At 59.6% G+C, this 24,274-nt stretch carries 23 protein-coding genes; 9 read left to right on the top strand and 14 right to left on the bottom strand.

The features are described from left to right. Positions 1 to 223: 223 nt before the first annotated feature. From msrQ to mrcB, 9 genes are all read right to left on the bottom strand, one after another. Entirely contained in the window at positions 224 to 844 is a 621-nt protein-coding gene (msrQ, locus tag ACP7EW_RS27505) for a protein-methionine-sulfoxide reductase heme-binding subunit MsrQ (RefSeq protein ID WP_426221180.1), read from the bottom strand. Continuing rightward, on the bottom strand, positions 844 to 1,857 hold the full coding sequence (msrP, locus tag ACP7EW_RS27500) for a protein-methionine-sulfoxide reductase catalytic subunit MsrP (protein WP_033898303.1): 1,014 nt from the start codon (positions 1,855 to 1,857) through the stop codon (positions 844 to 846). Before msrP ends, msrQ begins: the two co-directional genes overlap by 1 nt. 63 nt (positions 1,858 to 1,920) lie before the next feature. Beyond that, the gene (gene pssA, locus ACP7EW_RS27495; protein ID WP_016976855.1) at positions 1,921 to 2,778 is read right to left on the bottom strand and encodes a CDP-diacylglycerol--serine O-phosphatidyltransferase; all 858 of its coding nucleotides are present in this window, start codon (positions 2,776 to 2,778) and stop codon (positions 1,921 to 1,923) included. Positions 2,779 to 2,923: 145 nt separating this feature from the next. Beyond that, entirely contained in the window at positions 2,924 to 3,940 is a 1,017-nt protein-coding gene (ilvC, locus tag ACP7EW_RS27490) for a ketol-acid reductoisomerase (RefSeq protein ID WP_003176099.1), read from the bottom strand. 47 nt (positions 3,941 to 3,987) lie between these two features. Beyond that, positions 3,988 to 4,479 (bottom strand): acetolactate synthase small subunit, encoded by a 492-nt coding sequence (gene ilvN / locus ACP7EW_RS27485; RefSeq protein WP_003176102.1) that lies wholly within the window; start codon positions 4,477 to 4,479, stop codon positions 3,988 to 3,990. Positions 4,480 to 4,481: 2 nt separating this feature from the next. Then, positions 4,482 to 6,206 (bottom strand): acetolactate synthase 3 large subunit, encoded by a 1,725-nt coding sequence (locus tag ACP7EW_RS27480; RefSeq protein ID WP_038844180.1) that lies wholly within the window; start codon positions 6,204 to 6,206, stop codon positions 4,482 to 4,484. Positions 6,207 to 6,637: 431 nt separating this feature from the next. Continuing rightward, positions 6,638 to 6,967: a YqcC family protein gene (locus ACP7EW_RS27475; RefSeq protein ID WP_269132032.1), complete on the bottom strand. Its 330-nt coding sequence runs from the start codon at positions 6,965 to 6,967 to the stop codon at positions 6,638 to 6,640. Continuing rightward, entirely contained in the window at positions 6,967 to 7,701 is a 735-nt protein-coding gene (locus ACP7EW_RS27470; protein WP_177075235.1) for a tetratricopeptide repeat protein, read from the bottom strand. Before ACP7EW_RS27470 ends, ACP7EW_RS27475 begins: the two co-directional genes overlap by 1 nt. A 16-nt stretch (positions 7,702 to 7,717) precedes the next feature. Next, positions 7,718 to 10,042 (bottom strand): penicillin-binding protein 1B, encoded by a 2,325-nt coding sequence (gene mrcB / locus ACP7EW_RS27465; protein ID WP_426221177.1) that lies wholly within the window; start codon positions 10,040 to 10,042, stop codon positions 7,718 to 7,720. Between the two features lie 118 nt (positions 10,043 to 10,160). On the opposite strand from mrcB, the gene ACP7EW_RS27460 reads away from it, so the two are divergent. From ACP7EW_RS27460 to ACP7EW_RS27450, 3 genes are all read left to right on the top strand, one after another. Then, positions 10,161 to 11,717 (top strand): bifunctional aminoglycoside phosphotransferase/ATP-binding protein, encoded by a 1,557-nt coding sequence (locus ACP7EW_RS27460; RefSeq protein ID WP_426221175.1) that lies wholly within the window; start codon positions 10,161 to 10,163, stop codon positions 11,715 to 11,717. 93 nt (positions 11,718 to 11,810) lie between these two features. After that, the gene (locus ACP7EW_RS27455) at positions 11,811 to 12,155 is read left to right on the top strand and encodes a pentapeptide repeat-containing protein (RefSeq protein WP_016976848.1); all 345 of its coding nucleotides are present in this window, start codon (positions 11,811 to 11,813) and stop codon (positions 12,153 to 12,155) included. A 191-nt stretch (positions 12,156 to 12,346) separates the two neighbouring features. Then, complete coding sequence (locus tag ACP7EW_RS27450) at positions 12,347 to 12,619, top strand: TfoX/Sxy family protein (RefSeq protein ID WP_010206563.1); 273 nt, start codon at positions 12,347 to 12,349, stop codon at positions 12,617 to 12,619. A 244-nt stretch (positions 12,620 to 12,863) separates the two neighbouring features. On the opposite strand, the gene ACP7EW_RS27445 is transcribed toward ACP7EW_RS27450, so the two are convergent. Genes ACP7EW_RS27445 through ACP7EW_RS27435 form a run of 3 tightly spaced genes read right to left on the bottom strand, consistent with a single transcriptional unit; the run spans position 12,864 to position 15,543 of the window. Continuing rightward, positions 12,864 to 13,631, bottom strand: a complete 768-nt coding sequence (locus ACP7EW_RS27445) for a heme ABC transporter ATP-binding protein (RefSeq protein WP_426221173.1) — start codon at positions 13,629 to 13,631, stop codon at positions 12,864 to 12,866. Then, the gene (locus tag ACP7EW_RS27440; protein WP_426221171.1) at positions 13,631 to 14,668 is read right to left on the bottom strand and encodes a FecCD family ABC transporter permease; all 1,038 of its coding nucleotides are present in this window, start codon (positions 14,666 to 14,668) and stop codon (positions 13,631 to 13,633) included. The genes ACP7EW_RS27445 and ACP7EW_RS27440 overlap by 1 nt, the downstream gene beginning before the upstream one ends. Further along, positions 14,665 to 15,543, bottom strand: coding sequence for a heme/hemin ABC transporter substrate-binding protein (locus ACP7EW_RS27435; protein WP_426221169.1), 879 nt, complete (start codon positions 15,541 to 15,543; stop codon positions 14,665 to 14,667). The genes ACP7EW_RS27440 and ACP7EW_RS27435 overlap by 4 nt, the downstream gene beginning before the upstream one ends. 156 nt (positions 15,544 to 15,699) lie before the next feature. Between ACP7EW_RS27435 and ACP7EW_RS27430 the strand changes: the two genes are divergently transcribed. Continuing rightward, on the top strand, positions 15,700 to 16,017 hold the full coding sequence (locus tag ACP7EW_RS27430) for a Rieske (2Fe-2S) protein (protein WP_426221167.1): 318 nt from the start codon (positions 15,700 to 15,702) through the stop codon (positions 16,015 to 16,017). Here the strand turns inward: ACP7EW_RS27430 and sfsA are convergent. Together sfsA and ACP7EW_RS27420 are read right to left on the bottom strand one after the other, a co-directional pair. Next, complete coding sequence (sfsA, locus tag ACP7EW_RS27425; RefSeq protein ID WP_426130081.1) at positions 16,014 to 16,724, bottom strand: DNA/RNA nuclease SfsA; 711 nt, start codon at positions 16,722 to 16,724, stop codon at positions 16,014 to 16,016. The two genes, ACP7EW_RS27430 and sfsA, sit on opposite strands and share 4 nt — an antisense overlap. Next, positions 16,724 to 17,896 carry a pyridoxal phosphate-dependent aminotransferase gene (locus tag ACP7EW_RS27420; RefSeq protein WP_426221165.1) on the bottom strand — a complete coding sequence of 391 codons (1,173 nt, stop codon included), beginning with the start codon at positions 17,894 to 17,896 and terminating at the stop codon, positions 16,724 to 16,726. The genes sfsA and ACP7EW_RS27420 overlap by 1 nt, the downstream gene beginning before the upstream one ends. A gap of 319 nt (positions 17,897 to 18,215) precedes the next feature. Between ACP7EW_RS27420 and dksA the strand changes: the two genes are divergently transcribed. From dksA to ACP7EW_RS27395, 5 genes are all read left to right on the top strand, one after another. Further along, positions 18,216 to 18,659: an RNA polymerase-binding protein DksA gene (dksA, locus tag ACP7EW_RS27415; protein WP_025857127.1), complete on the top strand. Its 444-nt coding sequence runs from the start codon at positions 18,216 to 18,218 to the stop codon at positions 18,657 to 18,659. A gap of 83 nt (positions 18,660 to 18,742) precedes the next feature. Continuing rightward, entirely contained in the window at positions 18,743 to 19,630 is an 888-nt protein-coding gene (gene gluQRS, locus ACP7EW_RS27410; RefSeq protein ID WP_426221163.1) for a tRNA glutamyl-Q(34) synthetase GluQRS, read from the top strand. A gap of 62 nt (positions 19,631 to 19,692) precedes the next feature. Then, complete coding sequence (locus ACP7EW_RS27405) at positions 19,693 to 19,869, top strand: hypothetical protein (protein ID WP_003176118.1); 177 nt, start codon at positions 19,693 to 19,695, stop codon at positions 19,867 to 19,869. Further along, positions 19,853 to 22,807, top strand: a complete 2,955-nt coding sequence (locus ACP7EW_RS27400; protein WP_426221161.1) for a sensor histidine kinase — start codon at positions 19,853 to 19,855, stop codon at positions 22,805 to 22,807. The genes ACP7EW_RS27405 and ACP7EW_RS27400 overlap by 17 nt, the downstream gene beginning before the upstream one ends. Positions 22,808 to 22,829: 22 nt before the next feature. Beyond that, positions 22,830 to 24,257 carry a sigma-54-dependent transcriptional regulator gene (locus ACP7EW_RS27395; protein ID WP_426221158.1) on the top strand — a complete coding sequence of 476 codons (1,428 nt, stop codon included), beginning with the start codon at positions 22,830 to 22,832 and terminating at the stop codon, positions 24,255 to 24,257. Positions 24,258 to 24,274 lie beyond the last annotated feature (17 nt).

Raw genomic sequence — 24,274 nt, 5'->3', positions numbered from 1 at the left:
TTCAACCACTTGCGCTTCCGATCTCTCGTCAGCGGGAGGCGAATTCTACAGCGTTACACGCTGCTGTCAACACCTCTTTTTCAACTTCCTTCTGGCTTCGATGAACTGAAGCAACCTGCTGCCGAAACCTACATAACTCATTGTTTACCAAGGAGTTTTCCATTTCGACTGCACCGGAAGTGGGGCGAATTATAGACAGTTACAATTCGCCGTCAACCGTTAATTACGCTTTTGTTGCAGAAAGTGGCTTTTTCGTAATAAGGCGCGGAATTCGGCGCATTACAGGCGGGATCCGTAGCACCAGGAGCAGCGCACCTATAGAGGCATAGATAGCCCATTCCTTGAGATCCGCCCGCACAATCCACAACATGTGAAGCAAGCCAAGCCCCAGAATCACGTACACCAGACGATGCAGCTTCTTCCAGCGACTGCCCAATCGGCGTTGACTGTAACGATTCGACGTCACCGCCAGTACCAACAGCGACAGGAAACCCAACGCCCCGACAATTATATAAGGCCGCTTGCGCAGCTCCACACCCAGTTGCGACCAATCCAACCCAAGCACAAACACACAATAAGCAGCCAGATGCAGCACGACATAAGCAAAGCACCACAGCCCAAGCTGCCGGCGTACCGCAATCCACCCCGCCCAACCGCTAAGCTTCTGCAACGGTGTCATTGCCAGGGTGATCAACAACAGTATCAACGTACCGAGACCCAGCCGATCAACCAACACCTTGCCCGGATCCGGCCCCAGGACAGAACTCCAAGCTTCATATAGCCAGAACAACGGCCAAACCGCCGCCGCTATAAAGACGCCAATACGCCAGATCGGGTAGCGCATCAGTAATTCTTCCGCAGGTCGAGATCGGTATAAAGAGAGGCCACCTCATCCGAGTAGCCATTGAACATCTGCGTCTCGCGCACATTGGGACTGAACAACCCACTCGGCAGACGACGCTCCCGCGCTTGAGTCCAGCGCGGATGGTCAACCGTAGGGTTCACATTCGCATAAAAACCATATTCGTCCGCTGCAATGCTCTGCCAGGTGGTTTTCGGCTGCTCGCTTACAAGGCTGATGCGAACAATCGACTTCACACTCTTGAAGCCATACTTCCATGGCACGACCAACCGCAGCGGCGCGCCATTTTGGTTAGGCAATTCACGCCCATACATCCCCACAGCGAGGATCGCCAGGGGGTTCATCGCCTCATCCAGTCGCAGCCCCTCTACATAAGGCCAATCAATCAAGCCAAAACTCGAACGCTGCCCCGGCATGCTCTTGGGATCCTGGAGCGTTTCAAAACGAATGTATTTGGCCTTGGAAGTCGGCTCAACCTGTTTGAGCAACGCCGAGATCGGAAAACCGATCCATGGAATAACCATCGACCACGCTTCGACGCAGCGCAGACGGTAGATACGCTCTTCTAACTGATACGGCTTCATGAAGTCTTCCAGGGCATAACGGCCTGGCTTCGCAACTTCACCATCAATCACCACGCTCCAAGGCTCGGTCTTGAGTGAGCCCGCATTGGTTGCCGGGTCGCCCTTACCTGTACCGAACTCATAGAAGTTGTTGTAGTGGGTCGCATCCTTGAACGGCGTGATCGCTTCGTCCTTTACCGTGATCGCCTGCCATTTCGTTCCCGGCAGTTTCTCGGTAAACCAATTCGGCGCCTTGCCCGGTTCAACATCAGCGTAACGCGCGGCCTCATCGGCACTCGCCCAACGCGGCAGGCTGCTGGCTGCGATGCCAGCAAGCGCACCACCGAGCAAGCTACGGCGAGAGAGGTAGAAGGATTCAGGTGTGACGTCCGATTCGTGGCAATCGGACGCTTTTGGCAATTTGATTAACATGGCAACTCCGCAGCATTGGAGAACTGATGCACCAATAGACTGCGGAGTATGGGGGAAATTACATTAAGGCAATGTTTTGTCGCGGCGCAGGTGCAGCAAGTACTGAACCGGACCTGAAGCGGCGTAGACCAGGAACGCCAGCAGTAGAATGCGCGGCGGATCGCTGAACACCACGGCGAACACCAGCACCACTGCCAGAATCGCCACGAAAGGCACACGCCCCTTCAAGTCCAGTTCCTTGAAGCTGTTGTACTTGATGTTGCTGACCATCAGCATGCCGGCCGCAGCCACCATCAAGGCTACCAGGAACGACATCTTCGAACCCTGGATGCCGTAATCGCTGAATGCCCAGACAATACCTGCCACCACACCCGCAGCGGCCGGGCTGGCCAGACCGATGAAGTAACGCTTATCGGCAGTCCCCACCTGGGTATTGAAGCGCGCCAGGCGCAACGCAGCACCCGCGACATAGATGAAGGCAACCATCCAACCGACCTTGCCCATGTCACCCAGCGCCCAGGCAAATGCCAGCAACGCGGGCGCAACACCAAACGCGACCATGTCCGACAACGAGTCGTACTCGGCACCGAAGGCACTTTGCGTATTGGTCATGCGCGCAACACGACCATCCAGGCCGTCGAGCACCATGGCAACAAAAATGGCGATGGCAGCAAAGCCGAAATACTTGCTGGCACTCGCCGCATCACCTGCCGCCAGTGCGCTTTGGGCGCTCATGGAGTTGATGATGGAGTAGAACCCGGCAAACAGGTTCGCCGTGGTGAACAGGTTGGGCAAAAGATAGATGCCACGATGCCGGACCTTGCGGCCTTCAGCGTCATGCCCTTCTTCGACATGTTCATCGATCGGCAGCAGGCTTTCGGCGTCAGGAGCCTGGTTTGGCTCTTCGGGACGTTCGCTCATGGACTTTACCTTGCAACGGTGTGAAAAGAATTCGACAAATACTTGCGGCGCGTGTTCGCCCGCAAACGATGCAGCTTTATACCAGAACCCGCCCCCCAAACGAAAAAACGCGGCCTAAGCCGCGTTTTCCGTTGACACGTACGACTTAGTTTTTGGCTTTGTCGACGATCTTGTTGGCACCGATCCACGGCATCATGGAGCGCAGTTGCTCGCCGATGACTTCGATACCGTGAGCGGCGTTGTTACGACGCTTGGCGGTCATCGAAGGGTAGCCGGTAGCGCCTTCGCTGATGAACATTTTGGCGTATTCGCCGTCCTGAATACGTTTCAGGGCGTTGCGCATGGCCTGACGGGACTCGGCGTTGATCACTTCCGGGCCAGTCACGTATTCGCCGTACTCAGCGTTGTTGGAGATCGAGTAGTTCATGTTGGCGATACCGCCTTCGTACATGAGGTCAACGATCAGCTTCAGTTCGTGCAGGCACTCGAAGTAGGCCATTTCCGGCGCGTAGCCGGCTTCAACCAGGGTCTCGAAACCGGCTTTTACCAGTTCAACGGTACCGCCGCACAGAACAGCTTGCTCGCCGAACAGGTCGGTTTCAGTCTCGTCTTTGAAGGTGGTTTCGATGATGCCGGTACGACCGCCACCGACGCCAGCAGCGTAGGACAGTGCCACGTTCTTGGCGTTGCCCGATGCGTCCTGGTAGATCGCGATCAGGTCAGGGATGCCGCCGCCTTTGACGAACTCGGAACGCACGGTGTGGCCCGGTGCTTTCGGCGCGATCATGATCACGTCGAGGTCAGCGCGCGGCACAACCTGGTTGTAGTGGATCGCGAAGCCGTGGGAGAAGGCCAGGGTGGCGCCCTTCTTGATGTTCGGCTCGATTTCGTTCTTGTACAGCGCGGACTGGAACTCGTCCGGGGTCAGGATCATGACCAGGTCTGCAGCAGCAACGGCGGAAGCAACGTCAGTCACTTTCAGGCCGTGGGCCTCAGCCTTGGCAACAGTGGCCGAGCCTTTGCGCAGGCCAACAGTCACGTCAACGCCGGAATCTTTCAGGTTGCAAGCTTGCGCGTGACCTTGGGAGCCGTAGCCGATGATGGCGACTTTCTTGCCCTGGATGATCGACAGGTCACAATCTTTATCGTAATAAACTTTCATGAGGTTCCTCTATATATCCAGGCCGTAAGGCCATTCACTAATTTGGGTTAGATGCTGAGTACTTTGTCGCCACGGGCAATCCCGGTGACACCACTGCGTACCGTTTCCAGAATCGAGGCCGTCCCGATCGACTGGATGAAGCTGTCCAGCTTGTCGCTTGTACCGGTCAGTTGAACGGTATAAACGCTGGCGCTCACATCGACGATCTGCCCGCGATAAATATCGGTAGTGCGCTTGATCTCGGCACGTTGGGCACCCGTGGCCTTGACTTTAACCAGCATCAGCTCGCGCTCAATGTGGGCACTTTCCGACAGGTCGACCAGCTTGACCACTTCGATCAGCTTGTTGAGGTTCTTGGTGATCTGTTCGATCACCTCATCGTGGCCCACAGTGGTCAACGTCAGGCGCGACAGAGTCGGGTCTTCGGTCGGAGCCACGGTCAGGCTTTCGATGTTGTAGTTGCGTTGCGAAAACAGACCGACAACACGAGACAGAGCGCCGGGTTCGTTCTCCAGAAGCAGGGAGATAATATGCCGCATGATTAAGTACGCTCCGTCTTGTTCAGCCACATGTCGCGCATAGAGCCGTCTTTGATCTGCATCGGGTAGACGTGCTCGCTGGTATCCACCTGAATATCGATGAACACCAGGCGGTCCTTCATGGCGAACGCCTCTTCCATCTTCGGCTTCAGATCTTTCAAATCGGTGATGCGAATGCCGACGTGGCCATAGGCTTCAACCAACTTTACGAAATCCGGCAACGATTCCATGTAGGAGTGGGAGTGACGGCTGTTGTAGCTCATGTCCTGCCATTGACGAACCATGCCCAGCACGCCGTTGTTCAAGCAGACGATCTTCACCGGAAGGCCGTACTGCAGGCACGTCGACAGTTCCTGGATGTTCATCTGAATGCTGCCCTCACCGGTGACGCACGCGACGTCGGTGTCCGGGAAGCTCAGTTTCACGCCCATGGCCGCAGGAAAACCAAAGCCCATCGTGCCCAGGCCACCGGAGTTGATCCAGCGGTTAGGCTTGTCGAACTTGTAGTACTGCGCGGCGAACATCTGGTGCTGGCCCACGTCGGAGGTCACAAAGGCGTCGCCCTTGGTCACTTCGCACAGGGTCTCGATCACGGTTTGTGGCTTGATGATGCTGCCGTCGCCCTTGTCGTAAGGGAACAGGCCACGATCACCGCGCCATTCGTCGATCTGCTTCCACCAACTGGCGACGGATTCCTTGTTCGGCGTCTCGCCGATGTCCTTGAGCGCGGCAACCATTTCGGTCAATACGCTTTCCACAGGACCTACGATCGGCACGTCGGCCTTGATGGTCTTGGAGATGGATGCCGGGTCGATGTCGATGTGGATGATCTTGGCATTCGGGCAGAATTTGCTCGCGCCGTTGATTACTCGGTCATCGAAACGTGCGCCCACCGCCAGGATCACGTCAGCGTGGTGCATGGTCAGGTTGGCGGTGTAGCTGCCGTGCATGCCGAGCATGCCGACGAACTGACGGTCGGTGCCCGGGAATGCGCCAAGGCCCATCAAGGTGTTGGTCACCGGCAGGTTGAGCAGCTTGGCCAATTCGGTCAAAGGTGCGGAACCGCCGCCCAGAATCACGCCACCGCCCGAGTACAACACAGGACGCTTGGCCGCCAGGAGCATTTCTGCCGCCTTGCGGATTTGCCCCGAGTGCCCACGCACGGCCGGGCTGTAGGAACGCAGCTTGGCTTTCTTCGGGAAGATGTATTCGAATTTTTCCGCCGGGTTGGTCATGTCTTTCGGGATATCGACCACAACAGGGCCCGGACGACCGGACTGTGCGAGGTAGAAAGCCTTTTTCATGACTTCCGGGATTTCCGAGGGATGCTTGATCATGAAGCTGTGTTTCACGATCGGCCGGGAGATACCGATCATGTCGGTTTCCTGGAATGCATCGGTGCCTACCATGGTGCTAGGCACCTGGCCGGAAATGATCACCATCGGGATGGAGTCCATATACGCAGTCGCGATGCCGGTAATGGCATTGGTTGCGCCTGGCCCGGACGTTACCAGTACCACGCCGGCTTTACCGGTGGCACGGGCGTAACCGTCAGCCATATGGGTCGCGGCCTGTTCGTGGCGAACCAGGATGTGGGTAACAGCCGGTTCCTTGAACAGTGCGTCGTAGACATGCAGCAGAGCACCACCTGGGTACCCGTAGATATAGTCGACGCCTTCGTCACGCAAAAAGCGGACGAGCATCTCACCACCAGATAAAAGCTCCACGTTGTTCACCTCTAAAACGCCAGAATACCGTCCGTTGAAAACCGACGGGTCTTAATAGGTTTACTTCTCAACAGAGCATGAGCGACGGTGGTCGCCGACTACGTCAGCACTGACTGAGCAAGTATTGGGATCGTCCCAAGTGTTGCGGGCTTTTCCCACCCAGCGCGAGGTAACGCGTTGCGGGTGTAACAGGTCGGCGCGGATGTGCGCCTCATGATCTGCTGAGCGGGCCTGCTTCTGGCAGTCCCGATACAGCGGACTTTGGATTCTTCTGTTTCAGGCCCTTCAAGTCAAGCAATAATTGCGCTTTTTTCCAACTAAGCGCATGAGAACGTAGGAGAAAGGGCTTTGAGGAGGGATAAAACTCGCCTGAATGTCGTCAAGCGGTAGAAATGTGCGCAAGGCTGCCGGAAAAACCGGCAGTCAGGCAATTAACGAGCGTCGACGATCAATTGGTCGAACTTTTTCAGCGCATTACGCAAGCCAAGGCTCTCTTGCGGGCGGTCGGCATAGACCATCTCAGCCATTTCCAGAATGCCCGAGGCGTTGGGCAGCGGCAGGTCCTGCTCAAGGATCTGCTTCATGCGCACCAGGAAGATCCATTGCAGCCACTGGTGAAAGTCCAGGGTATCCACAGAAAAGGGCTCGACACTGCTGAGCGCCTCGGCGCTGGGGGACGCATCGTCCCACCAGCCCTGCACGCGCAATTCGCGTTCAATCAGCAACAACTGTTCGGCGATGGCGGGAAAGCGTGCATCCATCAGAGGCTGACCTTGGCTTTCTGGCGCGCCTGGGCAGCACCGGCAGCATCGCCTTGCGCGGCACGCGCATCACCAATCAAAGCCCATAGGCTGGCTTGCAAGTCGGGACGACCGTTGGCGAGGGACAACCCGCGACGGGCGAACTGCTCCGCCTGCGGCGCATCACCCTGGGCCATGCGTACCTGGGCCAGGCGATACAGCACTTGCGGCTCACGCGGCGCAACGCGTTGGGCACGCTCCAGACTCGACGACGCACCGTTCAAATCACCGCCCGCCTGTTGTTGCTGGGCAGTGGTCAACAACGCCAGCACCGGGCCATCCAGTTGCTCATCAGCCGACAGGCCACTGCCGCTGGACGAGGATGGAATGCCACTTGGCGTCGATGGCATGTTGTAGGTGCCCTGGTTGATCGGGGCCGCCTGGATCGGCGTGGTATCGATCGGGCCGGAAGTGCTTGGCCCTGGGGTCCATGGCTCGGCACTGATCGGTGCCGATGTCGCTGCGCCACCGCCTGGCACCATCACTACCACACCCGAATCCTGCGGCACCGCCTGTGGTTTGGCTTGGGCAGGACGATTGGTCACGGTCTGACGGAAACCGCCATTCGCCGAAATCCGATCGTTATTGGAGACGGCCGTGCTCGAGTCCACCACGGGAATGGAGCCGCGCTGCACGCTGGAGCAACCGCCGAGCAAAGCCAGAGCTGTAATAGCTGGAAACAACCACTTGTTCACTTGAAACCCTCTTTGCTTAATTCATCCAGCCCTTGACCCAATCCATCACCGATTCCGCATCTGCAGGGGCACTGCCACCGCACGCGGCGCCGGGTGGCGGTTCGCTGCCGCGAATATACGGCATCTGCACCGCGCCCGGACAGTTGGCATCGGAGCCCTGCCCGGTGTGCGGATCGATCCAGGCCTGCACGATGTTATCCGGCTGCGGCATATTCAACGGCAACGGGTCGGCCTTACGCATGAAACTGGTCCAGACCTGCAGCGCACCGGTCGCACCGGTGAATGGCGTCTTGCCGTTATCGTCACGCCCCAGCCACACCACTGCCAGCACATCCTGGCCGAAACCGGCAAACCAGCTGTCACGCGAATCGTTACTGGTGCCGGTCTTGCCCGCCAACGTCAGGTTCGCTGGCAGCACGCTGTAGACCGAACGCCCGGTACCTTCACGCATCACGCGCTGCATGGCGTTCTGGATCAGGTAGATGGAACCTGCATCAAACCGCTGCTGAATCTGGAACGGATAGCGTTTGAGCGGCTCGCCCTCGGCGGTCAACACGCTGCGGATCCCGCGCATCGGTGTATTGAAGCCACCGTTGGCGAGGGTCTGGTACATGGTCGCAACTTCCATCGGCGTCATTGCGCCAGCGCCCAGCAGGACCGACGGGAAGGCCGGGAACTCACGGGTGACGCCCAGCCGCGCGATGGTCTTGAGGACATTCGGTACGCCGACTTCAAGGCCGAGGCGCGACGTGGAAATGTTGTAGGAGTGCGCAATACCCTGATACAGGAATACCGTACCGTGGGAGCGGCGGTCGAAGTTCTGCGGCGTCCACACCTGGCCATCAGCCCCTTTGACCGACAGCGGATCATCCGACAACCAACTGGTCAGGGTGTACTTGCTCGGTTTTTCCAAGGCGGTCAGGTAAACAGCGGGCTTGACCAGCGAACCGATCGGCCGCACCGCATCCAGTGCGCGGTTGAAGCCGGCAAAGCTAGCCTGACGGCTGCCGATCATGGCCTGTACTTCACCGGTCTCCGGGTTGGTCACCACCATGGCCGCTTCGACTTCATCAGAACCTTTGCGGCCCGTCAGGCGTTTGAAGGTGTCATTGACCGACGCTTCGGCTTTCATCTGCAGAATCGGGTCGAAACTGGTGAAGATCCGCAGGCCTTCTTCGGTCAAGTCTTCGTCGCGGTAGTCTTCACGCAGTTGGCGTTTGACCAGGTCGATAAAGCCTGGGAAGGAGCTGTCTGCCAGTTTGCCGCGAGTGGTTACACCCAGTGGCATTTTCTTGGCCGCGGCGACTTGCTCAGCGGTGGCGACACCCTGCTGCTCAAGCACGTCGAGCACCAGATTGCGACGCTCCAGCGCACGCTCAGGATTGCGGCGCGGGTTGTAGTAGGACGGTCCCTTGACCATGCCCACCAGCAACGCCACTTGGTGCAACTTCAGTTCGGACAGCGGCTGACCAAAGAAGAACTGGCTCGCCAAACCGAAGCCGTGCACGGCGCGCTGGCCATCCTGACCGACGAATACCTCGTTGAGGTACGCCTCAAGGATCTCCTGCTTGCTGTAGTGCAGCTCCAGCAGCATCGCCATCATCGCTTCGGTGAGCTTGCGGGTCAGGCTGCGCTCGTTGGTCAGGTAGAAGTTCTTGACCAATTGTTGCGTCAGCGTACTGCCGCCCTGAGTCATCTTGCCCCCGGAAGTGTTCACCCAGACTGCGCGGGCGATCGACTTGGGCGAGACACCCCAGTGATGGTAGAAATCGCGGTCTTCTACGGCAACCAGGGTTTCCAGCAGATACGGCGGCACCTGATCGAGCTTGATCAGGATGCGGTCTTCAAGGTTTTTCGGGTAAATGCCGCCAATCATCAGCGGTTCGAGGCGAACCACCGGCAACTTTGAACCGTTGAGCGACGACAGTTCAGCTACATAATCGCCAGAGAAGCGCACGCGCACCGGCTGGGCTTTCTCCAGGCCCTCGTAGAACTGGAAGCCACGGGTATTCAGGTCGACAGTGTTACCACTGACGGCTGCGGCACCGGGGCCGTTGCTCACGGGTTCGCGGCGGTAGCCCAAGGCGTCGAGCTCGGTAAGGAAGTCGTCCTTGCTCAGCTTCTGGCCGGTGAACAGTTCCAGCGGGCGTGCGTACACCTTGGCCGGAATGGTCCAGCGCTTGCCAGAGAACTTCTCCTGCACCACGGCATCGAGATACACCGCAAAGCCAGCGAGTACTACCAGGCCTACCAGGCCGAGCTTGAGCGCCCAGCCCAGCCAAGGGCGCAGGCCACGGGAAGGAGGTTTTTTACGGGAACGGGGAGATCGGGTTCGAGTCATGGCGGCGGATTATACGCACTTTATTGATGATCAACATGAGCCGGACAGCGGTTTGCACGACCGCTCGTAGCGGCCATAATGCCCGCCATGTTTTTCCCCAGACTTTGAAGGATCGCCCGTGAGCCAGTCCCTGATCGCTGCCCTGCAAAACCCGGCTTTATACCCTCACCCGGTTGAAGCGTTTCAAGTCATCGAAACCCATATTTCCTGGGTTGTCCTCACCGGCCCGTATGCCTATAAGCTGAAGAAGCCGATGAACTTTGGCTTTCTCGACTTCACCGACCTGGAAAAGCGCGGCCACTTCTGCCGCGAAGAACTGCGCCTCAACCAGCGCCTGACCGAAGATTTGTATCTTGAAGTGTTGCCGATCACCGGCAGTGCCGAAGCCCCGCAATTTGGCGGCAATGGCCCGATCGTCGAATACGCGCTGAAAATGCGCCAGTTCCCGCAGAGCCAACTGCTCAGCACCTTGCAGGCCAACGGTGAACTGACCAGCGCGCACATCGATGAGATGGCCAAGCAAATCGCGCACTTCCACCTCACGGCGCCAAAAGTCGCGCAGGAACACCCGGCCGGCACTCCGGATGAAGTCATGGCACCGGTTCGCCAGAATTTCGACCAGATCCGTCCGTTCCTCAGCGACAAGGCCGACCTGGCTCAGCTGGACGCCCTGCTGGCCTGGGCCGAAAGCAGCTTCGAACGCCTCAAGCCGCTGTTCTCCCAGCGTAAAAAAGACGGTTTCACCCGCGAATGCCACGGTGATATTCACCTGGGCAACGCCACCTTGATTGATGGCCATGTGGTGATCTTCGACTGCATTGAGTTCAACGAGCCGTTCCGCTTCACCGATGTATATGCCGACACCGGCTTCCTGGCCATGGACCTTGAAGATCGGGGCCTCAAGTCCCTGGCTCGCCGCTTTATCAGCCAATACCTGGAGCTGACCGGCGACTATCAGGGCCTGGAAGTGCTCAACTTCTATAAAGCCTATCGCGCCTTGGTCCGCGCCAAGATCGCGCTGTTCAGCATGCCGAGTGAAGCCAGCCCGGTGCAACGCGCCACGACCCTGCGCCAATACCGCAACTACGCCAACCTGGCAGAAAGCTACAGCACCATTCCGTCGCGCTTCCTGGCCATTACCCACGGTGTTTCGGCCGTTGGTAAAAGCCACGTGTCCATGCGACTGGTGGAAGCCCTGGGCGCCGTTCGCCTGCGTTCGGATGTGGAGCGCAAGCGCCTGTTCGGCGAACAGCAAGTGGAAAACACGCCACAGGCCGGCATCTATGCGGCCGACGCCAGTGCGGCAACTTACGCACGCTTGAATGAAATCGCCGATACCGTGCTACGCGCCGGTTACCCGGTGGTGCTGGATGCGACCTTCCTTAAACGCGAACAACGCGATGCAGCGGCCAAAGTAGCCGAGTCCACCGGCGCACCCTTCCTGATCCTGGATTGCAATGCGCCGCAAGCTGTTATCGCCAGTTGGTTGGCACAACGTCAGGCGGACAAAAACGATCCTTCCGACGCGACACTGGCGGTTATCGAAGAACAGCAGGCCAAGCGTGACCCGCTGACTGCCGAGGAATTACTCCTCAGCAAACGGGTTGAGACCAATGAAAGTGGCACCCTCGATGCGCTGGTGGCGCATATTCGTCAGCGCCTGCCTGGTCTGTAAGAAAAATTTCTTGGTCGTGTCGTCTACTTAGGGGGCACGGCCAAGCAATAGTGGCACTATAATGGCGTCATAAAACCAACAGGAGTCGCCGTCATGAGTCACCCCAAGCTTCTTGATACGCCGCTTTACTCGCTCCTGCATAAAGACGATATCCGTGGCTTCAACCAGGAACGCCCGAAAGACGGGGTCATCGACATGCGCGGTGGCGACTTCCGCGGGCTGGATTTGCGTGAGCTGAACACCGCTGGCGTGGATTTCACCGATGCCTACTTCCGCTCCGCCGACCTGCGCGGCCTGGACCTGCGCGACTGCCCACTGGAAGGCGCCAGCCTGGCCCATGCGCAGATTTCCGGAACGTACTTCCCACCAGAGCTGACCGCCGATGAGATCCTCATGTCGGTTAATTTCGGTACTCGCCTGCGCTACCGCACCCGCTGAAACCCTCTGCTTAAGCCCCGGTTCGCGCAGCCGAGCCGGGGACTTCCCGCCTGCCTGACCTCGCCATTCTTATAAGCTTTAGGCCGTTTCCGACTAAAGAACCACGCTTTTCCTACTGAGCGCTACACTCCTTTGCAGGCTTGCCTGGTCTCGATACCCACCGCACCATTCGGCCGTCGCAAGGAGGCTTGATGAACGATGAGCTGCAACACCTGAAAAACCTCGGCAAGACGTCAGCACAGTGGCTGCATGCGGTGGGCATCCACAGTGCGTCGGACTTGCGCCGCCTGGGTGCGGTCGATGCATACCGGGCCGTCCGGACGCGTGGGTTTCGCGCCTCGAAAGTGCTGTTGTATGCGATCGAAGGAGCTTTGATGGATGTGCACTGGAATGACATTCCTGCCGAGCGCAAGGAAGCGTTGAACCGCCAATTGGACGCGCTATCGGCACGCCAGAAGAATTAGCTCGTCGATTAACCCCAGCATTTACAGGCATTGCGAACAGGCGTTTGAGAAAACGCAGAGAACATGCAAAAACAAATGTTGACTCTCAAATGAGAATCGTTATGATTATCACAACTGGTCGCGAGATCAGCCGATAACTGAAAGACCATTGGTTCGGACTCTCAGATTATCTCCTCATCAGGCTAATCACGGTTATTTGACCCGGCTCTTGCCGGGTCTTTTTTTGCCTGTAAGAAAGCCGCCTTCAGCGCGCAATGATCAGCGGGTGACCACGTTCCGGATGGGGCTGCACCAGCACATCCAGTCCAAATACCGCCTTCAACGGTTCAGGCTGCATCACCTGCGCCGGCGTATCCAAAGCGTGTGGCCGCCCCGCCCCCAGTAGCAGAATCCGATCGCAGTAACGCGCTGCAAGGTTCAAGTCGTGAAGGATCACCAACACCGCCGCCCCTCGATCAGCAAAGGTGCGAATGGCTTGCAAGGTGGTGTGTTGATGCAGGGGGTCCAACATCGACGTCGGCTCATCCAACAGCAACGTCTGCCCCGCCTCGCCCGGCCATAACTGCGCCAGCACCCGTGCCAGGTGCACCCGCTGACGCTCGCCACCGGACAGCGCCAGGTAGCTGCGGCCGCTCAAGTGGCCGACATCTGCCGCTTGCAGGGCCGCCTCAATGATCTCGTCATCGCGGTCTCGCCCGGTCTGATGAGGCAAGCGCCCCATGCCGACTACCTCTTCGACACGGAAAGCAAAGTCCAGCGTCGAGCTTTGCGGCAATACCGCCAGGCGCTGCGCCCGCTGCGCACCACTCCACTCGTTCAACGGGCGTTGATCCAACCACACCTTGCCTTGGTCGGGGTGCAGCTCACCGCACAATCCACCGAGCAGTGTACTTTTACCCGCACCATTGGGGCCCAGCACGCCGAGTACTTCCCCCGGCAACAGATCAAGCGTGACATCCGCCAACACAGTTTTGCGACCACGACGGATCTGCAAGTCTTCCACACGCAGCATCAGGCACGCCCCCGCAACAACAGGTAAAGAAAAAACGGCGCGCCGATAAATGCAGTGACGATACCGATCGGCAACTCAGCCGGTGCCAGCGCAAGCCGTGCAACCAGATCGGCAAACAACAACAGGCTCGCACCTGCCAGAACAGATGCCGGCAACAACACCCGATGGTCCGGCCCTGCCAGCAAACGCACCAGATGCGGCACTACCAGCCCTACAAAACCAATCATGCCCGCGGCAGCCACCGCTGCCCCGACGCCCAGCGCCGTGCAGAAAACCAATTCGCGCTTGAGCCCTTCCACATCGATGCCGAGATGATTGGCCTCCGACTCACCCAGCAGCAAGGCATTCAACGCCTTGGCCCGGCGCGGCAACCACAGCGCCACGCCCGCGCTCACCAGCAACAATGGCCATAACCGCGAATAGCTCGCGCCGTTGAGGCTGCCCAGGTTCCAAAAGGTCAGGGTGCGCAGGGTGGCGTCGTCGGCCAGGTAGGTAAACAGGCCCACCGCCGAACTGGCGAGCGCCGTGAGAGCAATGCCGGCAAGCAGCATGGTCGCGACGTTGGTCTGGCCGTTACGCCGCCCCAGTCGATAGACCAGTGCAGTCACACCCAGCCCACCCAGGAATGCACACAGCGACAGAAGATAGGGGCCAAACGCATCCGGCAAACCGCCGAAAAACGCCCCCCCGACAATCGCCACCGCCGCCCCCAGCGCAGCGCCACTGGAAACCCCCACCAAGCCTGGATCAGCCAAGGGATTGCGGAACAGTCCCTGCATCGCCACCCCAGACAAGGCCAACACACCACCGACGGCCAAGCCCAGCAACGTGCGCGGCAACCGGATCTGCCCCAGAATCAGCTCAGCCTGCTCCAGCCCATGCGCCTCAATCGGCAACCCCATCAAGCGCAAGGCGGCCTTGAGCGTATCCAACAGGGGCAAGCTGACCGGCCCCAGCGCCAGCGAAAGCCAGATAGCCAAGACACACAACAGCGCCAGCCCAACAAACAGCGTCTTCGGTTTTACCAGAGTGGTCATGGGGCTGGCTTGGCCTGGGACGGGTAGAACCCGGCAGATAGATCCGCGAGGCTTTGCGGTAAACGTGGCCCGAGCCCGCCGACCAGCAATGTAGGATCGACCTCAAATACCCGCCCAGCCTTGGCCGCCGGCGTGGAAGCCAGGATCGGATTCTCTTTGAACAGTGCGGCACGCGCCGCATCCCCGGTCAGGGCACGATCCGCAAACACCAACACATCCGGGCTCAACCCCGCCAACGACTCCAACGAAAACGGTTTGTAGCCAGTATGCGTCGCCAGGTTGCGTCCGCCCGCCTGCTGCAACATCCAGTCAGCCGCCGTGTCTTTGCCCGCGATCAGCGGCTTGCCGCCTGCATGCCCCAGCAACAGCAATACGCCGGGGGCCTTTTGGGTGGTCTGAGCCTTGGCGACCCAGCGCTTCTGCTGGCCCAGCGCCTGCTCATATCCGGTAAACAATTCGTTGGCCCTGGCCTCAGCGCCCAGCAACTTGCCAAGGTGCTGAAGGTTGCCCTTCAACGTCGGCAAGTCCGGCTGCGCGGAAAACATCTCCACCTGCACACCTGCGCTACGGATCTGCGCCAGGATGGGCGGCGGGCCCATTTCTTCAGTACCCACCAACACCTGCGGACGCAGACTCAAGATGCCTTCAGCCGACAACTGCCTCTGGTAGCCAATGCTCGGCAACGCCTTGAGCGACTCCGGATGCTGGCTGGTGGTGTCCACCCCCACCAATTTCGCCTCACCGCCCAAGGCCGTCACCCACTCCGACAGCGCCCCACCGGCACTCACCCAACGTTGTGGCAGTTCAGAGGCTTGTGCCCCAGGGTTGACCAGCAGTCCGACAACAAGCGCAATAGCACTGGCACTCAGGCGCATAACAGGGTTTCCTTCCAGGGGCAGGGCCGCTCAAACGCTCATCAATGTGACAGATGATTCCTGCCCCGCATCGTATTGAGCGCCCGGTCGGCTAACGGGCGAAGCCGGCATTTGATAATTGTTTGCATTTGAACGTCAAGGCACTTAAGGACTGAAATGAAGTTTCTCTGCCCCTCCGATACCCTCGGGCCAGACAGCAGCCTCGGTTTTGAAATCGATGGTTGCAAATTGTTGGCCGTGCGCCGGGACGGCGTTGCCTACTTCTATATCAACCGTTGCCCCCATCGCGGTATTCCACTGGAATGGCAGCCCAACCGGTTCCTCGACGACAGCGCCAGCCTGATCCAATGCGCCACCCACGGCGCGCTGTTCCTGATCGAGAGCGGCGAGTGCATCTCCGGCCCTTGCGCCGGACAAAGCCTCACCGCCCTGCCCGGCCGCGAAGACGCCCAGGGGCTGTGGGTGGAACTCTAGTCGAGCAGCACGTCCAGGCGCCGGTCCACGCATATTTCTTCGGATGTCACGCGCACGCCATACGCCAGCACTTCAACCCCGGCCGCCTTGGCTTCGCGCAGGGCTGCAGCGTAAGCCGCATCGATCTCCACGGCCGGGCGCACGGCATCAATCCCCGAGAGGTTGACGCAATACAACTGCACCGCCCGCACACCGTCACGCGCCAGATAGGCCAGTTCGCGCAAATGCTTGGCGCCTCGCTGGGTTACCGCATCGGGGAAGGCGGCCACCGAAGTACCGTCGAAACCCAGGGTCACACTTTTGACTTCGACGTAGGCCGCGCCGTCGGGATAGTCCAGACGGAAGTCGATGCGGCTTTTCTCTTGACCGTAAGGCACTTCGCGCTTCAAGGCGGTGAAGCCGTTCAGCTCGGTGATGACCCCCGCATGCAACGCCTCCTCGACCAACTGATTGGCACGCGCCGTGTTCACACACGCCAAGCGGCCCTGAGGTGTCTCGGCAATTTCCCAGGTGCCGGGCAACTTGCGCTTGGGGTCATTGGAGCGACTGAACCAGACCTGCCCACCTTCGACCATGCAATTGAGCATCGAGCCGGTGTTGGGGCAGTGAATGGTCAGCAATTCGCCGGTAACGGTTTCGATATCGGTAAGAAAACGCTTGTAGCGACGAATCAACCGCGCTTCTTCGAGGGGAGGATGAAAGCGCATCAGCCTTGCCAGCTCCGCAATCCACGGGCGATCCGCTCCACCGCTTCCTGTAGCCGATCGAGGTTTTGCGTGTAGGCAAAACGCACATGGTGACCGGCCTGATAGCGGCCAAAGTCCAGGCCAGGCGTGAAGGCCACATGCTCGGTTTCGAGGAAGTGGCGGCAGAATGCGAAGGCATCACCGCCGAACGCGCTGATATCGGCATACAAATAGAACGCCCCTTCAGGCTCTACCGCAATGCCGAACCCCAACTCGCGCAAGGCGGGCAGCAAGAAGTCGCGACGGCGTCCGAATTCAGCGCGCCGCTCCTCCAGAATGCTCAGGGTTTGCGGGGTAAAACAGGCCAATGCCGCGTGTTGCGCCATGCTCGGCGCACTGATGTAGAGGTTTTGCGCGAGCTTCTCCAATTCACCCACCGCCGCTGGCGGCGCCACCAGCCAACCCAGGCGCCAACCGGTCATGCCGAAATACTTCGAAAAACTATTCAGGACGAACGCATCGTCGTCCACTTCCAGCACGCTAGCCGCATCGGTGCCGTAGGTGAGGCCATGGTAAATCTCATCCACCACCAGATGGCCGTTGCGTGCCTTGATCGCGCCGGAAAGCTCGGCCAATTCGTCGCGGGTGAGAATCGTGCCGGTCGGGTTGGCTGGGGACGCCACCAATGCGCCGACACTGTCCTGATCCCAATGCTTGGCCACCAGGTCGGCGGTCAACTGATAGCGCACCTCCGGGCCGACCGGAACTAGTTGCGCCGCGCCCTCCACCAAGCGAAGGAAGTGGCGATTGCAAGGATAGCCAGGGTCGGCGAGCAGCCAATGCTTGCCCGGATCCACCAGCAAACTGCTGGCGAGCAGCAATGCGCCGGAGCCGCCGGGCGTGATCAGGATACGCTCGGGGTCCACGTCCAGCCCGTAGCGCTGCTGATAGAAACCGCTGATTGCCCCGCGCAACTCAGGCAAGCCACGGGCGGCGGTATAGCGCGTCTTGCCGTTGGCCAACGCTGCCTGGCCGGCCTGGATGATCGGTTCGGCGGTGGTGAAGTCCGGTTCGCCGATCTCCAGGTGGATCACGTCATGACCGGCGGCCTGCAGCTCATTGGCGCGCGCCAGCAATGCCATGACATGAAAAGGTTCGATGGCGCGACTGCGCGCACTGTAGGGCTGAGCCATTAGCCTTCCTTAACGGTGAGGACAAAATCTGGATTCTACCGAACCCGCGCCGTAAAACATGTTCTATTGACTGCCCGACGGCAGGCGCCGTCCGGGCAAGCGCCAGCAAAACGACTAAAATCTACATCTGAGGCAACACATAGCCAGCAACGACGGGCTGATGCAGTTTGCAACCCCATTGCCGTGGGCCTCGACAACCGGGAGTGGCGCACCCCGAATCTATCTGGTAAGTTCGCCCGCTTGCAGCCGCAGGGCCGGCAGGTGTCGGTGACGTTGCAATCCTGCGCAATGGATTAGAAGAGTGAGAGGCGGTCTATTCATGTCCACCCAAGCAAAGCAACAGCAGACTCAAGGCCTCAATGGCTTCGAACCTTACGTAGAAAAGAAAGGTGAGGAGTACATGGGCGAGCCCATGCGCGAGCACTTCACCAAGATCCTGAACAAGTGGAAACAGGACTTGATGCAGGAGGTCGACCGCACGGTTGACCATATGAAGGACGAAGCAGCCAACTTCCCTGACCCGGCCGACCGTGCCAGCCAGGAAGAAGAATTCGCCCTTGAACTGCGCGCCCGTGATCGCGAGCGCAAGTTGATCAAGAAGATCGACAAGACGCTGCAGCTGATCAAGGACGAAGAATACGGCTGGTGCGAATCCTGCGGTGTCGAGATCGGCATCCGTCGCCTGGAAGCCCGCCCAACCGCGGACCTCTGCGTAGACTGCAAGACCTTGGCTGAAATCAAGGAAAAACAGGTCGGCAAGTAATCCAGCCGAGCTAAACGAATGGGGCGTGCGAACGCTCCATTTTTGTTTCTGGCGTTTACCGAATTTCCAGTAGTATCCGGCCCATGACAGCCTCTACCTATATCGGGCGCTTTGCCCCCACACCCAGCGGCCATTTGCATTTCGGCTCCCTGGTCGCCGCACTCGCCTCCTACATCGACGCCCGCGCCAGCCACGGCCTATGGCTGATGCGTATGGAAGACCTTGACCCACCCCGCGAAGAACCCGGCGCACAGGCAGCAATCCTGCACGCGCTGGAAAGCTATGGCTTCGAGTGGGACGGTGCACTGATCCGACAAAGCGAGCGGCACGAGGCCTACGCCAAAGTCCTGAACGACCTGTTCAACCACGGCCTGGCCTACGCCTGCACCTGTTCACGCAAACAGCTTGAACCCTACAACGGGATCTACCCGGGCCTGTGTCGCAATGCTGGCCACGACCAGCAAGACGCCGCCATCCGTTTGCGTGTTCCCGAGCTTGAGTACCACTTTACCGACCGCGTCCAGGGCGAATTCCGTCAGCACCTGGGCCGCGACGTGGGCGATTTCGTCATCCGTCGCCGCGACGGCCTGTACGCCTATCAACTGGCGGTGGTACTCGACGATGCGTGGCAAGGTGTGACCGATATCGTGCGAGGTGCCGACCTGCTGGACTCGACGCCACGCCAGCTCTACCTGCAAGAACTGCTCGGCCTGCGCCAACCGCGCTACCTGCACGTGCCGCTGATCATCCAGCCGGACGGCAATAAACTGGGCAAATCCTACCGTTCGCCGCCGTTGACACCTGACCAGGCCACGCCTTTGCTATTGAGGGCATTACGCGCCCTAGGCCAGCAACCCGGCGACGAACTGTTGCACGCCAGCCCGCGAGAACTGCTGGATTGGGGTATTGCGCACTGGGATGCCACGCAGATCCCGCGCACACTCACGCTGGCCGAAGCGCAATTGAGCTGAAGGCGCTTGCAGCTTGCCAAGCATCCGTTACCATCGCCGCACGTTTTTACACAGAGGCCAACATGTACATCTATCGATTGGTCCTGCTGCTGGTCGTCGGGATCTACCTGTTTTCCCCCGCCATCATGGATTGGTGGATCGACGCCACGGGCGCCTGGTATCGCCCTTATCTGCTGTGGCTAATCCTGATCGTCGTGACTTTCATCCTGCAGAGCCAAAAAGATGCCGATGAGCTTTAGCCTCACCCAGATGCTGCTGATCAGCGCCGCCTACCTGGCCGCGTTGTTCGGAGTCGCCTGGATCAGTGAGCGCGGAATGATTCCGCGGGCGATCATTCGCCATCCGTTGACCTACACCTTGTCCCTCGGCGTCTACGCCAGTGCCTGGGCGTTCTATGGCACCGTGGGCCTGGCCTATCAGTACGGTTATGGTTTTCTGTCCAGCTATCTGGGGGTGTCCGGCGCGTTTCTGCTGGCGCCGGTGCTGCTGTACCCGATCCTGAAGATCACCCGCACCTACCAATTATCTTCCCTGGCCGACCTGTTTGCCTTCCGTTTTCGCAGCACCTGGGCCGGCGCGCTGACCACCGTTTTCATGCTGATCGGCGTGCTGCCGTTGCTGGCCCTGCAAATCCAGGCGGTGGCCGACTCCATCAGCATCCTGACCCGCGAGCCGGTGCAACATCGCGTAGCGCTGGCCTTCTGTGCGCTGATCACCCTGTTCACGATTTTCTTCGGTTCGCGCCATATCGCCACCCGCGAAAAACATGAAGGCCTGGTGTTTGCGATTGCCTTTGAGTCGGTGATCAAGCTGATCGCCATCGGCGGCGTCGGCCTGTATGCGCTCTATGGCGTATTCGATGGCCCGCAACAGCTGGAACTGTGGCTGCTGCAAAACCAGACCGCCCTCGCCGCCCTGCACACGCCTTTGCAGGAAGGCCCATGGCGCACGCTGCTGCTGGTGTTCTTCGCCTCGGCCATCGTGATGCCGCACATGTACCACATGACCTTCACCGAGAACCTCAACCCGCGCTCGCTGGTCAGCGCCAGCTGGGGCTTGCCGTTGTTCCTGTTGTTGATGAGCCTGGCGGTGCCGCTGATCTTGTGGGCCGGCCTGAAACTGGGGGCCACCACCAACCCTGAATACTTCACCCTCGGCATCGGCATTGCCGCCAACAGCCCAGCCTTGGCGCTGTTGGCTTATGTGGGTGGATTGTCAGCGGCGAGCGGGCTGATCATCGTCACGACCCTGGCACTGTCCGGCATGGCGCTGAATCACTTGGTGCTGCCGCTGTACCAGCCGCCGGCCGAGGGCAATATCTACCGTTGGCTGAAATGGACACGCCGCGCGCTGATCGTCGCGATCATCATGGCCGGCTACGGGTTCTACCTGTTGCTGGGCGCCGGGCAGGACCTGGCCAACCTGGGCATCGTTGCGTTTGTCGCCACTTTGCAGTTCCTGCCGGGCGTGCTGTCGGTTTTGTACTGGCCGACCGCCAATCGCCGTGGTTTCATCGCCGGTTTGCTGGCCGGGATCCTGGTGTGGATCGTGACCATGCTGTTGCCGCTGGTCGGTAACCTGCAGGGCTTCTACATCCCGTTGTTGAACATGATCTACGTGCTCGATGACACCAGTTGGCACATGGCCGCGATTGCCTCCCTGGCCACCAACGTCCTGATGTTCACCCTGATCTCGTTGTTCACCAACGCCAGCCCGGAAGAAACCAGCGCCGCCGAAGCCTGCGCGGTGGACAACGTGCGTCGCCCACAGCGCCGCGAATTGCACGCAGCTTCGCCCCAGGAGTTCGCCACACAGCTGGCCAAACCCTTGGGCGCCAAGGCTGCGCAAAAGGAAGTCGAACAGGCACTACGGGATCTCTATCTCCCGTTCGACGAGCGTCGCCCTTACGCATTGCGCCGCCTGCGTGACCGTATCGAAGCCAACCTGTCCGGCCTGATGGGCCCCAGCGTATCCCAGGACATGGTGGAAACCTTCCTGCCCTACAAGGCCGGCGGCGAAAACTACGTCACCGAAGACATCCATTTCATCGAGAGCCGGCTGGAGGATTACCACTCACGCCTCACCGGCCTCGCAGCCGAACTCGACGCCCTGCGCCGCTACCACCGCCAGACCCTGCAGGAACTGCCGATGGGCGTGTGTTCCCTGGCCAAGGATCAAGAGATCCTGATGTGGAACAAGGCCATGGAAGAACTTACCGGGATCGCCGCGCAGCGCGTGGTCGGTTCACGCCTGAACACGCTTGGCGATCCGTGGAAAGAACTGCTCCAAGGCTTCATCAACCTGCCCGACGAGCACTTGCACAAACAGCACCTGGCGCTCGACGGCCAGACCCGCTGGCTCAACCTGCACAAAGCCGCGATCGACGAGCCCCTGGCACCCGGTAACAGCGGCTTGGTGTTGCTGGTGGAAGACCTGACCGAAACCCAGATGCTCGAAGACAAGCTGGTGCACTCCGAGCGTCTGGCCAGCATCGGCCGGCTGGCGGCGGGCGTGGCCCATGAAATCGGCAATCCGATCACCGGTATCGCCTGCCTGGCGCAAAACCTGCGCGAAGAACGCGAAGAAGACGGCGAAATCACCGAAATCAGCGGGCAGATCCTCGAACAGACCAAGCGCGTCTCACGCATCGTGCAGTCGCTGATGAGCTTCGCCCACGCCGGCGCCCATCAGAATCAGGATGAAGCGGTATGCCTGGCCGAAGTGGCGCAGGATGCCATTGGGCTGCTGGCCTTGAACCGGCGCAATTTCGAAGTACAGTTTTTCAATTTGTGCGATCCCGACCATTGGGTCGATGGCGACTCACAACGCCTGGCCCAAGTGCTGATCAACCTGCTGTCAAACGCCCGTGACGCCACTCCGGCCGGCGGTGCGGTACGCGTCAAGACCGAGGCTTTCGAACATACGGTCGATCTGATCGTCGAAGATGAAGGTAGCGGTATTCCACAGAACATCATGGATCGATTGTTCGAACCCTTCTTCACCACCAAGGACCCAGGTGAAGGTACCGGTCTGGGCCTTGCACTGGTCTATTCCATCGTTGAAGAGCATTATGGACAAATCACCATCGACAGCCCGGCTGACACCGAAAGCCAACGCGGCACCCGTATTCGGGTGACCTTGCCGCGTCATGTCGAAGCGACGTCCGCTGTGAACTGAGACCGTCGAGAGAATTGAATCAATGCCGCACATTTTGATCGTCGAAGACGAAACCATTATCCGCTCTGCCTTGCGTCGCCTGCTTGAACGTAATCAGTACCAGGTCAGCGAAGCCGGCTCGGTGCAGGAAGCCCAGGAGCGTTTCAGCATTCCCACGTTCGACCTGATTGTCAGTGACCTGCGCCTGCCTGGGGCACCTGGCACCGAGTTGATCAAGCTTGGCCAGGGCACCCCGGTGCTGATCATGACCAGCTACGCCAGCCTGCGTTCGGCGGTCGACTCCATGAAGATGGGCGCGGTGGACTACATCGCCAAACCTTTCGACCATGACGAGATGCTTCAGGCCGTGGCCCGCATCCTGCGTGACCGCCAGTCGGCCAGCAGTGCTCCCGCCGAACAACGGCCAGTCGGCAAAGCTGCCGACAAACCGGGCGTGGACAACAGCAACGGCGAGATCGGCATCATCGGCTCCTGCCCTCCGATGCAGGACCTGTACGGCAAGATCCGCAAAGTAGCGCCGACTGACTCCAATGTCTTGATCCAGGGCGAGTCCGGCACCGGTAAAGAACTGGTGGCCCGTGCCCTGCACAACCTGTCCAAGCGTGCCAAGGCGCCGATGATTTCGGTGAACTGCGCAGCGATCCCCGAATCGCTGATCGAGTCCGAACTGTTCGGCCACGAGAAAGGCGCATTCACCGGCGCCAGCGCCGGGCGTGCTGGCCTGGTCGAAGCGGCGGACGGCGGCACGTTGTTCCTTGATGAAATCGGTGAGCTGCCGCTGGAAGCCCAAGCGCGGCTGTTGCGTGTGCTACAGGAAGGCGAAATTCGTCGCGTAGGCTCGGTGCAGTCGCAAAAGGTCGATGTGCGCCTGATCGCAGCGACTCACCGCGACCTCAAGAGCCTGGCCAAGATCGGCCAGTTCCGTGAAGACTTGTATTACCGCCTGCATGTGATCGCCCTCAAGCTGCCGGCCCTGCGTGAGCGTGGCGCCGACGTCAACGAGATCGCCAACGCCTTCCTGCTGCGCCAGAGCGCGCGCATCAACCGTACCGACCTGAAGTTCGCGCCAGACGCCGAGCAGGCGATCCGGCATTACTCGTGGCCAGGTAACGTGCGGGAGCTGGAGAATGCGGTGGAGCGTGCGGTGATCCTGTCGGAGAGCCCGGAGATTTCCGCCGAACTGCTGGGCATCGATATCGAGCTGAGTGACCTGGACGACGACGACTTCATCGGTCTGGCCCCACAGCAGGGCGGTAGCAATACCAGCCATGAGCCGACGGAAGATTTGTCACTGGAAGATTATTTCCAGCATTTCGTCCTTGAGCACCAGGACCACATGACCGAGACCGAACTCGCGCGCAAGCTGGGCGTGAGCCGTAAATGCCTGTGGGAACGCCGCCAGCGCCTGGGCATTCCACGGCGCAAGACCGGTGTGGCCAGCGAAAGCTGAGGGCGCGCCCACAGGTA

It is taken from the genome of Pseudomonas sp. DWRC2-2, from assembly GCF_049897885.1.
Classification (GTDB): Bacteria; Pseudomonadota; Gammaproteobacteria; order Pseudomonadales; family Pseudomonadaceae; genus Aquipseudomonas; species Aquipseudomonas azotoformans_A.
Note: the sequence above shows the minus strand (reverse complement) of the source record. Positions and strands in the feature narration are given on the sequence as shown.